This is a genomic window from Prevotella pallens, assembly GCF_900454935.1.
Taxonomy (GTDB): Bacteria; Bacteroidota; Bacteroidia; order Bacteroidales; family Bacteroidaceae; genus Prevotella; species Prevotella pallens.
Window position 1 is genome coordinate 1,775,316 of record NZ_UGTP01000001.1, and the last position, 15,572, is coordinate 1,790,887.

10 protein-coding genes are annotated in these 15,572 nt (G+C 41.0%); 8 read left to right on the forward strand and 2 right to left on the reverse strand.

Features of this window, described 5'->3' with window-relative positions; genetic code table 11:
* The first annotated feature begins 93 nt into the window (after window positions 1-93).
* The 8 genes from DX009_RS07545 (at window position 94) to DX009_RS07580 (ending at window position 13,519) form a co-directional block, all read left to right on the forward strand.
* Window positions 94-1,779, forward strand: coding sequence for a hypothetical protein (locus tag DX009_RS07545; protein ID WP_147278670.1), 1,686 nt, complete (start codon window positions 94-96; stop codon window positions 1,777-1,779).
* A 549-nt stretch (window positions 1,780-2,328) separates the two neighbouring features.
* On the forward strand, window positions 2,329-4,680 hold the full coding sequence (locus tag DX009_RS07550; protein WP_115083566.1) for a TonB-dependent receptor: 2,352 nt from the start codon (window positions 2,329-2,331) through the stop codon (window positions 4,678-4,680).
* A gap of 238 nt (window positions 4,681-4,918) precedes the next feature.
* A complete protein-coding gene (locus DX009_RS07555) occupies window positions 4,919-5,734 on the forward strand; it encodes a peptidase (protein WP_115083567.1) in 816 nt (271 codons plus the stop codon).
* Between the two features lie 236 nt (window positions 5,735-5,970).
* Complete coding sequence (locus DX009_RS07560) at window positions 5,971-6,396, forward strand: HU family DNA-binding protein (protein WP_115083568.1); 426 nt, start codon at window positions 5,971-5,973, stop codon at window positions 6,394-6,396.
* A gap of 87 nt (window positions 6,397-6,483) precedes the next feature.
* On the forward strand, window positions 6,484-7,749 hold the full coding sequence (locus tag DX009_RS07565; protein WP_115083569.1) for a leucine-rich repeat domain-containing protein: 1,266 nt from the start codon (window positions 6,484-6,486) through the stop codon (window positions 7,747-7,749).
* A gap of 185 nt (window positions 7,750-7,934) precedes the next feature.
* Entirely contained in the window at window positions 7,935-8,930 is a 996-nt protein-coding gene (locus DX009_RS07570) for an acyltransferase family protein (RefSeq protein WP_115083570.1), read from the forward strand.
* 72 nt (window positions 8,931-9,002) lie between these two features.
* Window positions 9,003-9,932, forward strand: a complete 930-nt coding sequence (locus DX009_RS07575) for an ADP-ribosylglycohydrolase family protein (protein WP_115083571.1) — start codon at window positions 9,003-9,005, stop codon at window positions 9,930-9,932.
* Window positions 9,933-10,561: 629 nt separating this feature from the next.
* On the forward strand, window positions 10,562-13,519 hold the full coding sequence (locus DX009_RS07580) for a leucine-rich repeat domain-containing protein (RefSeq protein WP_115083572.1): 2,958 nt from the start codon (window positions 10,562-10,564) through the stop codon (window positions 13,517-13,519).
* A gap of 78 nt (window positions 13,520-13,597) precedes the next feature.
* Here DX009_RS07580 and DX009_RS07585 read toward each other — a convergent pair whose 3' ends face one another.
* Both DX009_RS07585 and DX009_RS07590 read right to left on the reverse strand, forming a co-directional pair.
* Window positions 13,598-14,062: an HU family DNA-binding protein gene (locus DX009_RS07585; protein WP_006044422.1), complete on the reverse strand. Its 465-nt coding sequence runs from the start codon at window positions 14,060-14,062 to the stop codon at window positions 13,598-13,600.
* Between the two features lie 907 nt (window positions 14,063-14,969).
* Window positions 14,970-15,533: a transposase gene (locus DX009_RS07590; protein ID WP_115083573.1), complete on the reverse strand. Its 564-nt coding sequence runs from the start codon at window positions 15,531-15,533 to the stop codon at window positions 14,970-14,972.
* Between the last annotated feature and the right edge of the window lie 39 nt (window positions 15,534-15,572).

Consider the following 15,572-nt stretch of genomic DNA (forward strand, 5'->3'; position numbering starts at 1 on the left):
TCTATACTTTTGCAATACATCAAATGAAAGCATATACTAAAAGCATATATTTAAGAATAAATCGTTATTATAATTTTGACAAACATTAAACTTATGAGAAAACTCATTGCAATGTCGTTTATGACACTAATTTGCCATTGCATAATGGCACAAACACCATCTTATGTCCAATTAAACAATAGTTCGTTGAACAAAGCTAAAATTGTTCGTAACAATAAAGCAGTGGTAAAGAAAACTTTGCCCATTAAAAGCGAAGATATTATAAAGGATAAACCTGATGGAGAAGATATAGACAAGCTGCAACGTGCATCTATTTGTGCGGTTCCAGAAAATGGCGGAGCTAATTTCTCCCAACAAAGTTGCGGTTTAGCCAACTATGTTATGGGCAGCGATAAAAACATTTACATATTCAACGCACTTGGAAAATGCTACACTTTCTCGTACACAAAGTTGGAGCCAAACGGCGAAAACAAATATGTGTTACATACTCCACAAGCCATTGACACTGGATACGACGACAACAGCGAGAAGATTAAGCTTTATGCTACTCGACTGGTGCTCGCAAAAGATGGTGAAGACTGGGTGTATGTGCCTGAATACGACAACAACAAGAACTTTAAAGGAGATGTAAACTTTACGTTCAACAACGGAGTACTGACGCAAGAAAACGAAGGAACAAACATTGAAACAGACTTGCCAAATGTTATCATCGGACTTACCGATAACGATGGAAAGTGGTATGGATTTGCATCCTCGAACATTGTTATAAAACCATTTGAAGAGGAGCAAACTGAACTTCCAGAAGATGCAGAACCACAAAACTTCACTATGACTTACACCGATGTGCAAGGCAACACTAAAGAAGAAAACATAAAAATGGCAATAACAGAGAACGAAGCTTACATTCAATGCCCATACACATTCGGCAAAGACGAAGAAGATGCACTATGGATTAAAGGCGATATTAAAGGAAACACTGCAGTGTTTAAAACACAATACATAGGAATTGCCGAAGACGAACACGCCTACGCTTTTCTGCTTCCAGCAAAATGCTCGTTCAGAACCGACGACGAAGGTAAAAAACACATGCAAGCTACAAAAGCCGATGAAATTGTATTCAACTATGACAAAAACACCAAACAACTAACAAGCAAACCTAACAGCCTAATGCTAATAAACGAAGGGGGAGAAGACATTGTTGCATGGGCTGCATACGGAGAACCTACCATAAAAGCATACGACATGACTTTGCGTAAGCCTGCAGCACCTACCATACAAGAGGTTTCGCCCTACGACGAGTCTGACGGAATGAGTGTGAAGTTCACCATAGAAACCAAAGACGTTAATGGAAAATACATTATGCCCGACTATCTATATTATAATGTATACTTCGATACCGACACTAAACCTATGACTTTTACCGAAGATATCTATTCGGGCTTAGACGAAGATATGACAGACATTCCATACCTATTCGAAGACAAAGAGTTCTTCTACGTTCAAGGCAACACACACCTATTCTACGCAAAGGTTGAAAACTATAACAGAGTGGGCGTTCAAGTGCTACACAAGATTGACAACAACGTTAGTCGCTCCGAAATAGTATGGGCAAAAAATCCAACAACAAAGATATTCGGCGTAGAAAATAACCCACAAATAGAAAACATTACCTATACCGACCTATTGGGACGCAAAATAAATAAAAGCACAAAAGGCGTCAGCCTGAAAACAATAACTTACAGCAATGGAAAGAAAGTAACTAAGAAAGTAGTAAAATAATAGAACTACATAATAAGAAAAACAAAACAAAAGGCAGCTAAACAAGCCAATATACACAACAATTCATATAAGCAGATGCTCGAAAAACCGAGTGTCTGCTTATCTTTTTATACCACCACCCATTCCACACATCCATTGATTTCCAGAAAAATACATCTACACAAAACCAAATATATACACTAACAAAGCAAGAAAACATACCAAAGAAAGCGCAAAAAGCTTATAAGCTATTAATAAAAAGCTTATAAGTTATTCGCAAAAAGCTTATAAGCTATCTACAGAAAGCTTATAAGCTATTTAAAAAAAGCTTATAAGCTTTTTATAGAAAACTTATAAACAATTTACTAAAAGCTAATAAGCTTTCAGCCTCATCACACGCATCTTTTCGTAGAAACACAATACATAAAAAATCCTAAATATTAGGTATTGCACAAACAAACCAATGATACTACCTTTGCAGCGTAAAGCTTACATCGATGAAAAGCTATACGAAAAACAAAGGTTCTCAATACTTTAGAACAAACAAAACAACAATTAAGAAAACAAGAAATGAAACAACTGCACCTGAAAACCAAGCATATACTAAAAACAATTATGCTTGTAACACTCACACTGCTACCAATAACAGCAAACGCAAACGGAGAGCTAAAAACAAATGCAAACATAGCAGGACACATAACCAGTAAAGCCACAGGCGAGCCAATACCACACGTAGCAGTACAAGTGGAAGGAACTATGATTGTAAGTGTTACCAATGCAGAAGGCTACTACCACTTAGAAGACCTTCCGCTGGGCAAACAAACAATAGAAGCCCGAGCCACCGGATACCACGCCGAAAAGCAAACCATAGAAGTGGAAAAGAACACAAAACAAACCATAAACTTTGTGCTAACAACCGACGAAATAGCTTTAGACGAAGTAGTAGTGTCGTCAAACCGAAGCATATCGCTAAGGCGCAACGCACCAACATTGGTAAACGTAATAGACACACGAACATTCAACATTACCAATTCAACATGTCTGGCACAAGGACTAAACTTTCAACCAGGCGTTCGCACAGAAGACAATTGCGCCAACTGTGGCTTCTCGCAAGTACGCATTAACGGGTTAGACGGACACTATTCACAAATACTCATCGATTCACGCCCTGTATTCTCAGCCCTGCAAGGAGTATACGGATTAGAACAAATACCAGCCAACATGATAGAACGAGTAGAAGTGGTACGAGGAGGAGGCTCAGCACTATACGGCTCATCGGCAATAGGCGGAACCATCAACATCATTACAAAAGAACCATTAAGCAATTACGCCGAATTAACACATACCTTTACAGCCTACGAAGGAGGAAAAACATTCGACAACAACACCACAGTGAACACGTCCATAGTGTCAAACAACAACAAAGCAGGATTCTCTGTATACGGACAAAGTCGCAACCGTGGAGGTTACGACAGAGACCAAGACGGATACACCGACCTTCCAAAACTAATAAACAAAACCATTGGAATGGGCGCCTTCCTACGCCTGAACAACTATTCTAAACTGAAACTGCAATACCACGCACTAAACGAATATCGCCGTGGCGGTAACAACTTAGACCTACCTGTACACGAATCCAACATAGCCGAAAAGCTCGACCACGATATAAACGGAGGCTCACTCAGCTACGACCTCTTTACACCCAACGGACTAAATCACCTCACAGCATACACCTCTTTCCAACTCGTATCGCGCAACAGCTACTATGGAGGCACAGGCGATGGCTCAGACGAAAGCAAAGCAGAAGCCTTAAAAGCATACAGCAAAACACACGATACAAACTTAATGGGAGGAATACAATTTGTGCACAACTTCGGGCAACTCTTCTTTATGCCAGCACAACTCACCCTGGGCACCGAATACACTTACGACGCACTAAACGACCACTCACTCGGCTACAACACCATAACCAAACAAACCGTACGAACCAGCAGCATGCTATTTCAAAACGAATGGAAAAACGAACATTGGGGCATACTCTTAGGCGGTCGTTTCGACAAACACAATCTCATAAACCACCTCATCTTCAGTCCACGAGCAAACCTACGCTTCAATGCAACACAAAACATTCATTTACGCTTAACCTATGCAGGCGGATTTCGTGCACCACAAACATTCGACGAAGATTTGCACACAAGTATGGCAGGCGGAGAACGCATAAAAACCTATTTAGCAAAGAATCTGAAAGAAGAACGCTCTAACAGCTTAAGCCTCTCAGCCGATATGTACTATAACTTTGGCAATGTGCAAACCAACATCTTAATAGAAACCTTCTATACACACCTAAACAACGTATTTGCTCAACGAGTTTTAAACGAACACGATGAAAACGGCATTCGCATTCTCGAACGCTTCAATGCCAATCAAGCCACCGTCTGGGGTATGAATATAGAAGGAAAAGCCGTATACTCAAAATGGATATCTATGCAAAGCGGACTCACCATACAACGTAGCCAATACAAAGAAGCCGTAGAATGGGACGAAGACGCACCAGCCGAAAAGAAATTCTTGCGTACACCAAACATATATGGTTACTTCACGGTGCAGTCGTCGCCCACTAAGCATCTGTCCATAGCACTCTCTGGCAACTACAATGGAAGTATGCTCGTAGGGCACGCAGCAGGCTCAGGAGTAGAAAAACCAATAGCAGTGCAAACACCATCATTCTTCACACTAAGTTTGAAAGCAAGCTACAATCTCGATATTTACAAACAAGTAAAAGCACAACTCAATGCAGGCATTCAGAATATAGGCAACACTTACCAACGCGATTTAGACAAAGGGTGGAACCGCGATGCCTCTTATATCTATGGACCATCGCTCCCACGTTGCTTCTACATCGGAATAAAACTAATGTATTAAGCACACAGCTCAATCAACACATTTTCACTTTTATTGGCTATCGCTTGCTGTTTTCAAAAAAAAGATTTACATTTGCAAGCGATAGTCTAGCTATTAACAACCTTCTAACCAACGATACAATAAAACTATCAGCGGTATAATACCTAAAGACTCTCAAACTGTCTGCCCTACTCTATTAGAGCAGTTTAAACCCAGATAATACAGTTCATCTAATTATAAAACATTAAAACAAAAGATTATGAAAAAAAGAACATTACTTTCTTTTATGCTCGTCATTATGGCGACAATGTGGACAACTGCAATTAAAGCTCAAGAGTATTACGACCTTACAATTGCACTTGTACAAGTAACATCACGCAATTGCAACGACCTGTCGTTTATTACAGGTGTGAGCGGAACTGTAAAGTACGACAATGCTACGAAGACGCTCACGCTGAAGAATGCATCTATCAAGGTAGATAAATACAAGAATGCCATCTCGTCTAAAATAGATGGTCTGACAATAAAGGTTATAGGCGACAACTATCTATGTTCAGAGAACAACTCGACTATTCTGTACGAGGGTGCTGTTACCATCACAGGCGGCGGTTCTTTGGAAGCTGAAAGCCAAAAAAACTGTGCTATTTACGCCAACAAAAGTAATTTAACCATAGACGATTGCAATGTAAAGGTAAAAAGCTCAGAATATGGTATTGCTGGATATAACGGAACAACCGAAAAACTTGTTATTAAGAATGCTAATGTAACTGCAGAAGGAACAGAGAAAGGCTCTATCTGCGACTTTGCTTCTCTCTCGCTAATTGGTTGTAAAATTTCAGAACCTTCAGGAGCAGCGTTCGATGAAGATATGCACTGCATTGCATTAGACGGAGAAAAAGTTACCGACAAAGTTGTTATTGTTAAAGATGCAACAGCTATTGAAACTCCTGTTGCTCACACCAACAATACACAGCAAAGTATCTACACACTTAGCGGTGTGCGCCTTTCTAACAACCTAAACAAATTGCCAAAAGGCATATACATTGTAAACGGTAAGAAAGTGGTTAAACAGTAAAAGCAACTTAACTTTTGCGACGGCTCAGAAAGCATAAAGTAAACAAAGTCTACCACAATCCTAAATAAATAACATACTATTTTGTTTAGAATAAATGTAGAACAGTAAAATAATAGAGACCATCGCAACAAAGCACGCTGCGGTGGTCTTTGCTTTCCTATATCTTTCTTGCTATTTGCACATAATTTACGTATATTTGCACGCAAAATAAAACAAAATAAACAAAGCAGAGCTTTATGGCAATAAGTATCAGACTACAACAAAGCAAGTTTAAAGAGGCAAATCGAGGTGGTAAATGGCATGCACGAGTAGTAAGCAACGGAGAAACATCAACAGCCGATCTTGCTGCTGCTATCCAGTCAAACACATCGTTTACACGTGGCGAAGTTACAGGTATTATTATGGCTTTAGTAGACGAAATTAGCTACAATCTAAGTCTTGGTAATACTGTTGTACTCGATGGATTAGGTCGATTTCATCTAACTGTAGAAAGCGACCCAGTAGAAAACAAAGAAGACTTCGACATTAAAAAGAATGTAAAAGGAGTGAAGTGTAAATTTTTACCAGCAAGCCGTCGCGACCCTAAAACTCGCAAAAGCACACAAGACTTTGCGTCGGGCGTACAAGTTGTGTGGGCTGACCCTGAAGACGAAGAAGAATAATATTCCTCTTCCGTAAAGAAAAAGTTGCAAGAATAAACTTAAAAGAAACTATCACCACACAAGTGGCAAAAAACAAAAAAAACAACTATGAGGAAAACCTTACCCATTATAGCATTCCTGCTATCAGTAGCCTTGCAGGTATGCGCACAACAAAAGAATTATGACTTTCAAGAAGGCAAACTCTTTTATAAAATAACAGATGCAACAAAGCAATATGTACAAGTTACTACAGAACTCGATGAGCTCTTAGAGGCAACAGGAACATTGTATAATAGTCCTATAAAAGGCGATGTCGCAATTCCAGCCAACGTAAACTATCAAGGTAAACAATATTCTGTAACTAGTATCGGCGACAATGCTTTTGGAGGTTGCACACAGGTTACATCGGTATCTATGCCTGCCAGCATAACCAGTTTAGGCGAACAAGTTTTCTTATCGTGCACAGGACTAAAACGCATCACAGTAGATGCAAATAACACAGTATTGAAAGATGTAGACGGAGTTCTCTTCGATAAAAGTGGAAACAAACTAATTGCGTATCCAAATATGAGGGCTGCCAACTACGATATTCCAGAAGGAACAGTAGAACTCGGTGCTGCATCGTTCTTTATGTGCAACGAAATTAAAAACATCAACTTCCCTCCTACACTGAAGAAAATTGGTATGCTTGCCTTTGGTATTTGCTCAAAAATGAACGAAGTAACCATACCAGAAACTGTTACCGACCTTGGCGACTTCGCTTTTTATAATTGTACGGGATTAGAGAAAGCCATCATTAAAGCCAATATCTCCGAACTTAAACGCTATATGTTCAGCAGATGCACTGCCCTAAAAGAGGTTTCGCTACCTTCAACCATAGAGTTTATTCGCACTTGGGCATTCGGTAGTTGCGCAGCAATGAAGAACATAAAACTACCTGATAACTTAAAAGGTATAGAAGCCGAAGCTTTTAATGGTTGCGAAACATTAAGCGAAATCACTCTTCCAGCCAGTCTGGAACAGATAGGAATGTACACTTTCGATGGCTGTAAACAACTAAAATGTATTACTTGTCTTCGCGACACTCCATTAAAGGGAGCTGCTATGGGCGCTGGAGTCTTTGAGAATGTAGACAAAATTGCATGCGAACTAAAAGTGCCTAAAGGTCATAGAAATGAATATGCTGAGGCAGAACAATGGGGAGATTTCACCAGAATATCAGAGCACGACCTTTCTGGTATCAGCACAATAATTAGTCAAGACAGCAACACACAGACAACTATCTTTACCATTAACGGACAACGCTTGCCAAACAATACACAACCTTCACACGGAATCTACATTGTAAACGGTAAGAAAGTATGCGTTAAGTAAGTTATTTCATACACATAACACACACTGGTGTTTTGTTTAGTTCAACTATAGTGGTTGTTTTGAAGTTCAGAACAACCACTATTTGCTTATACAAACACCATAATCTTATCACCTTATGTAAAACATTTGTTTGGCAAATAGCCTGAAAATAAGTACTTTTGCACAATAAAAGCAACTGTAGCAATATGAATATACCATCTAACCAAAGCGAAGAAGGAAAGAAAAGAATTGAGGAATTAGATTTTCTCAAGGCTCTGTTCATTCTCCTAATGATAACTTTTCATCTTGCCTATATCGGCGATGGTTATCCTTATCTTAAAAGGTTCGTCTACACATTCCACATGCCTGGTTTTCTTATTATATCGGGCTATCTGTCGAAAGTACACAAGCCTATAAAAAGTTATTGCCAAACAGTATTGTGGCTTGCCGTGCCCTACATTATTATGGAGATGGGATATGTAGCTATGGCATCGCTGCTGCCAATAAAAGACCATATACCAACGCTATCAATAGAGGTAATGCTCAACAAGCTATGCCTTCGTCCGTTAGGCCCGTATTGGTATCTGCACACCCTGATAATCTGTGGAACGCTTTACTTTTCTGTCTTTCGATGGGCAAAAGCCACCACCTTTTCACGCCTTATAATCTTAGGAATAGCTTATTATGTCCTTTCTCTATCAGGAATTATCTCGTTTACATGTGCAATGTATTTCCTTGTTGGTGTTCTTGTTCGTCAAAGTCCACTTTCCTTTCTTACCATATTCCGCAGGTCGTGGTGGTCGCTTGTAGTCTTGGCAATTCTTTATTTCTATCCTTCGGCATTCAATAGAGCCACAGTAGGAGGTACAATGATAGTCTATTTCGTGTTTTCTTTCTTGCTAACTGTGTTTCCATACGTCCCAATTAAATCGAAAGAAATACTGTTGTTTTTAGGGCGCAACTCTTTGATTCTATACATTTTCTCGCCCATATTCACATTATGCTGCAAAGTGTTTATACCTTATTTATCTTTCGATTCAACACGCTTGTTGTTTCTTTGCATCTCGTTACCCATCTGTGTAATCGGTAGTCTTGGCATCTGCAAAGTCTTAGACCTGCTGCACCTTTCACCATTCCTATTCGGACGAAAACATGCCCTAACCAGTTTCAACAGTAGCAAAGAACAAGTATATAGTAAGTAACAAGAACAAAATACAGCATGATACTTATGCGCTTTAATTCAAGAGAACGCAATTTGGAAATTAGCAAAAGAAATGGAAACAAAAGATAAGATATACGGTACTATTTTCGGACAAGCCATTGGCGATGCACTCGGTTTGGGCACTGAATTTATGTCGAAGACAGAAGTAAGGGAGAAGTATCCTGATGGACTGAAAGAATACAGCCAAATCATCAGAGACTACCATAGAGCAAAGTTCCAGCCAGGCAGTTGGAGTGACGATACGGATATGATGCTGTGCATTGCCAATGCTATTATCAAGGATAAGGGCATAAATCTGCACACCATTGCAAGGAATTTCAAGCAGTGGGTCTATGCTCCCGAAACACGTGGTGTAGGACAAACCACCCTTAAAGTGCTGTCGATAGCCGAATATGTGGAGAAACCACACCAAGTGGCAGAACTGATTTGGCGAATGACACGAACAAAAAATGCAGCCAACGGTTCTGTAATGCGCACTGCAATAATAGGATTAAAGAAGGAGAATGTGGCACAAACAGCAGAAGATGTCTGTAAACTTACCCATTTCGACCCGCGCTGTGTGGGTTCTTGCGTTATTGTTTCTGAAATTATAAACCACTTAATATGGCACGACGAACAGCTTTCCTACTCACAGATAATGACAATCGGAAACAAATACGATAAAAGCATCGCAGAATATATCGACAAGGCATACTATAACGGCATTGAGAGTCTGGAACTTGACGAGCCTTCGAGCATAGGATATACACTAAAGGCTCTGGGTTCAGCATTATGGTGCCTGTTCCATGCAAACGACTTTGAAGAGGGCTTGCTCAGAGTAGTTAATGAGGGTGGCGATGCCGACACCAACGCTGCTGTGGCCTGTGCTATGCTCGGAGCAAAGTTTGACTATACTTCCATTCCACAGAAATATACTGATGGATTGACAAGAAAAAGTGATTTGATGCGCATTACCAACTATTTAATGCAAATTGATATCTAAGGAACAACACCTTCATTTCTGCATCGTATTAACATAAGAATAAACTATGGGGTATTTAATTCTCTAAATATTCAAGATAGAAGTGCAATGTTTACTCTATAGTTGACTCTATATTTCCAGGATTCGGTTTGTCCGAGTTCCAGAAATTTTAGTTTATCCCCACGAGTTCAGACAGATTTCCATTTCGAAGGAGACACTTTGTCTTTCGAAAATAAGGTTATACTTTAACGTAAGTTCAGCGAATTGCCAATACACGAATTCATCGTTCTTCAATCATCAGAATACCGCTATCCACGGTGTTTGGGAGCATTTGTATTTATCTGTTTCGTAGCGACGATTGCCGTAACGGAGTTACGATTTCAGGACTTATTCGGAAGAGGAATATTGCTGAAGCCATATCGTCTTTATTTCATCGAACTCACGTTACCTTAAAATCGAATATGTACTCTTTATACGATAATTTCAGTGTATATTTCCGTTTGTGAGAAATAATAATTATATTTGCAATACTATTACATCAGTGTTGATTACACTTAAGAACCTATACAGAAGGCAGTGAAAGGGAGTCGGCTGCCTTACCTTAACAAAATAGTTACTCCCCTATTTAATAACTATAATCTATTGGAAATATGGGAAAAAAGCATTTACATGTAATCGGTTTCTTGCTTGCGGCATTATTCCTGTCTATGCCTACCAAGGCTCAAACACAGAAGAATACGTACAAGAGGCTACGATTGAACCAACAAAAAGCACCTGCCGGAAATTTACCTCCGGAACTGAAAGGGTTGGAGTTTGACGATTTCTATGGAGCAAACTATTTCCCACAGAAGGTGGGAGAACCCTACGCACCTATCTTTTATGTGTTCTATATGGACAATCAGTCGAACACTACCATCAATACAGTGGAATTTGAATATTGGTTCGACAACGACCGAACAAATGTCAAGTACAAGACACGCAACGATATTCAGCTCGCTCCGGGACAATCGATGGAAGACGGTGTGGGCTTTATTTCGTTCGAAGCTCCGAACGACACACGCCCACACATCATTACCATAAAGCCTTATAAGGTAAATGGTATGGAAGTAGATATGGGTGTGCGCGTAAAACCTTTCCGTCAATACTTTGTTGAAGGAACCTACCGTATGCCGACACATTATGTAGAGGTGTTTGCAGACCCTACCGACAAAAAGGCATACGACCTTTATCGTGGACTTGCAACAAGCATCGTAACCCTGCAACACAAAACAAAGAAGAAGAACCGCTACGAGCTGGTAACGTTCGTGAGCCAAGCCGGGGAAGCAACATTCAAGGCAAGCCAACAAGAAAACAAATTGGCAAAGATGTATAAGATTGGAGAAATGCCAAGAATGATGGTGAACAGAAACTTGATGACACCATACGGAACACTGAACAACCACACACAGCTGGAAGACCTCAGCACCTATTCGCCCGCAATGAAGATTAGTTCAAAGGTTACTGACGTTTACGAATACTTGCTACAACGTGGTTTTTACGGTCCAGCCTTTGCACAAATGACTCCTTCTGTAACAAAGAACAGCGATGGAAAGTTTGTTTGTAACATTACCGGTCAGGTATCCGAGCAACAGGAAACAAAGGGTTTGCGTATAAATGTATATCTCGTAGAGAACAACTTTATCCCTGAAACCGATGAGGACGGCTACGTGGAAATCCCCGACGGCACCGTGTATAATAAGTTCGTGAAGATGATTAGCCCAGTGGAAGGCTACGAACTCAAGGTAAACAACGACCGAACATACACCTTTGCTACCGAACCGTTTGCCATCGAAAACTTCGAGGATAACAAGTATCGCCTTGTTGCTTCCATCATAGACCCTTGCACCGAGCAGCCTTATTTGGCTTCTGTGCTTCAGTCTTGCGGCATAAACGTTACCAACGAGCAACCTGCCGAGGTTACTATGACGACCACACAAGCATCTGGCGAAATCAGTTTTGCCCTCGCTGCTAAAGAGGCTAACACGCCTATTACCATCGACTGGGGCGACGGCGTAGAGGTAAACTACACCCTTGGCACTGATTTCAGTGAGATAAAGTCAGACATAAAAGGTGCTGACCTAAAGATAAAGGGCAACATTACGAAGCTGAACTGTATGGCTAACAAGCTAAAAACGCTGAATGTAGCCAACTGTCCAAAGTTGGAAGTACTGCAAGCTGCTTACAATTACTTGTCGGAACTCGATTTAACCCACAGCACCGAACTGCAAAATCTTGAAATCTTCGGCAGCAACAGTATTTCGGAGCTTGACCTTTCGCATTGCAAGAACCTCATCAGATTGGTGGCTTCGCAAAACTTCCTGTCTGATTTAGATGTCAGCAAGTGCCCTAACCTTACATACGTGGACTGCTCTCGTATGAAGCGCATCACAGAATTAGACTTAAGCAACTGCCATAAAATAAAGAATATCATAGCCAACGAATGTGCTATTGACAAGCTCACCATTCCGCAAGATGCACCATTGGAAGAGCTTTCTTGCACAAACAACAAACTTACGAGCCTCGACCTGACAGCATTCAACCAACTCAAGGACGTTAATTGTTCAGGCAACCCCATTGCATCGCTCAAGGTAAGCTCTCCCGAATTGCTGTCTTTGTACTCTATGGAAACCAAACTTACAAGCATCGACCTATCGAAACTTGTCAAGCTAAAGTTTCTTATGCTCAAAGGAAACGCAGGTATTACATCGCTCAACTTGGAGAACAACAAGGACTTGGAAGAACTTGGATTCAGTTCTTGCAAAGTAAACCAAATCGACTTGAGACCTTTGAAGGGATTGAAGAAACTGTGGTGTGGCAAAAACCTATTCACAACGCTCAACCTTTCTCAGAATAAGGAAATAGCACTATTAGATGCAACCGAGTGTAAGCTCACCACGATTGCATTCCCCGAAAACAATTCGACCTTAGAAAAAGCACTGCTCTCCAAGAATGCTTTTGAAGCCATCGCATTCGAAAATCTTTCTGCGCTGAAAGTCATCAACCTACGAACAAACAAGCTAACAAAGGCAGAACTGAAGGGCTTGAGCAGTTTGGAAGAATTAGAACTTTCTTACAACCAACTCCACAGCGTGAACCTGAAAGAATGTCCGAACCTTAAGCAGCTCGGCGTTACTGCCAACGGTATGACTGCCTGCGAGCTCAACACCCTCTACAACCAGCTGCCAACATTGCCAACAATGCCTAAAAAGTATAATCTATACAACGGTACAAAGAAGGACGAAGCCGCATTGACAAGTAAAACCTCTATCGCAACAGAGAAGAACTGGAAGGTTTATGTGGAAGGAGATGGCAGTGGCTGCGCCGACGGAATAGACAATGCCAATGCCGACAACACACTCTCCATTGTCGCAAGCGAAGGTTTGTTGCGCATACACAGCCCATTTGCCCAATCCACCATACGTATTTACACACTCGACGGAAAGCTTTTGGCACAACAACATCTTACCCAGCAAGACACGACCATAAGTGTTCCGTTCGACGGAGCCTGCATTGTTCGATGCACCGACGATATTAGCCAAAATACAACAACAACGAAAGTTGTGCTTTAATAGGAAAAACTTCAAGAGGGTGTGCCCAAATAGACACACCCTCTCCATAATCTTTACATAACGCTACGCTTGTGCACCTTACGGGTGTGGTTGTCCGCCACCACCTTCGGGTTTCTTTGGGTCGGCTTCTTTTTCTTTGCCTTTCCATTCGTTCCACTCAATGTCTACGTCCGATAAACCTCGGGTAGACACCCTGCCCTTGCCTGCTCCACGATATCGGGTTTCGGGAATAAAACGCACACGAACGCCACTAATTTGGTTCGCCGATACTTCTTTCTCCGTTGCCACACCGTTCTTGTTTGTAACTGCCGTAAAGTAGAACGAACCTACACCGTCCAACTTCACCGAACGACCTTGTGCCATAAAGTCGCCCATCACACCGCCCAATGCCGTCAGCACTGCACGCACATCGGCAGGACTTACCGTCGATTCGGCTGCCAGACGTTTTGCCACTTGGTCTGTTGTTGCCGGACTCGATACTAAAACGGCTTTAGGATACCATTTACCGTTCACCTTCATTTTGGTTTTCTTATAAAAAGCCATAATAAAAATTTGTTAAGCCGAAAGCCCCAATTGTTAATATCAACGAAATGTACTGCCGTGCCCCACGGGTCCTACTGCCGTGCCCCACGAGTCCTACACCCGTGCCTTACGAGTCCTACACCCGTCAGAATATAAAATTGTAGCCCTTCGGCTGAGTTATATAAATTGTTTGTTTATACTCGCATTCGAGATTTTCTCCAACACGAGTTTTTATTTGGTTTTATCCAGTGTATGTTTGCGAACGAGCGCACAATAATTTGTAGTTATTCGGTGCGGACGGGCGCAATGAATCGGTCCCCTACGCCTACGGAATGTACGCTGCAATTGTTTATGCGCAACCAATGTTTATTCCACGAACACGTAATATTTACCCACGTACACCAACGTTTACCCACGTGCACCCACTGTAGGGGCCGATTTATCGTGCCCGCATATTACGGAATACACGGTGCAGATAACCGTGTACAACCAATGTTTATCCACGTGCACCAACTGTGATGCGTGATTGCATTTATACAATTCGGTGTGGACGGGCGCGATGAATCGGCCCCTACGCCTACGGAATGTACGCTGCGATTGTTTATGTACAACCAATGTTTACACCACGAACACGTAATATTTACCCACGTACACCAACGTTTACGCCACGTACACCCACTGTGATGCGTGATTGCATTTATATAATTCGTGCGGACGGGCGCGATAAATCGGCCCCTACACCTACGGAATGTATGCTGCGGATTGTCCACGCACACCAATGTTTATCCACGTACACCCACATTTACACCACGTGCACCCACTGTAGGGGCCGATTTATCGTGCCCGCATATTACGGAATACACGCTGCGATTGTCCACGCATGACTACGTTTAACCCACGTACACGCTGCTACACGCTATTTGGTACATTATACATCTCTTTCTTCCTCAAAATAATCGACTGGATTAAAATTTGCATCTATTCCTATTAAACTTAAAGTACCCATTATACAATCGCAGTTAGCATTATGTTCTGGATTTAACTTATCCTTACCCCATCGTTGTGGATTTTTAAATATATAGTTACGAACGAAACATAGTTCCCTTTCGTTTCTAATTACTCTGTCGAAATAGTTTCGTTGCCAAAGTTTCACATCATTATCTTTTATTTGTTTCGTATATTGGCATGAAGTTAAAGCCTTAATTGTCCGAACTACTTTTGCTATACTTTCTTTACCGTTATTCTCTATAATGAAATGAATATGATTAGGCATTATTACAAAATCGTCTACTCGGACTGTTATAAACTTTTTATGTATTTCTCGCAAACATCTATTTATTTCTCGTCCTATTACACTCAAGTATATTTCTCCATCTTTAACTTTGCTCAGAATTGTCTTTCGTTTATACGTAACAATTGTGATGAAATAATAACCTGGCAAAGTATAATCGTAATTTGCCCATCTAATGTTTTTCCGCTGTAAATATGCCATTATCGTATTTATAAGTTGTTTATTCGTAGTAGTTGCAAT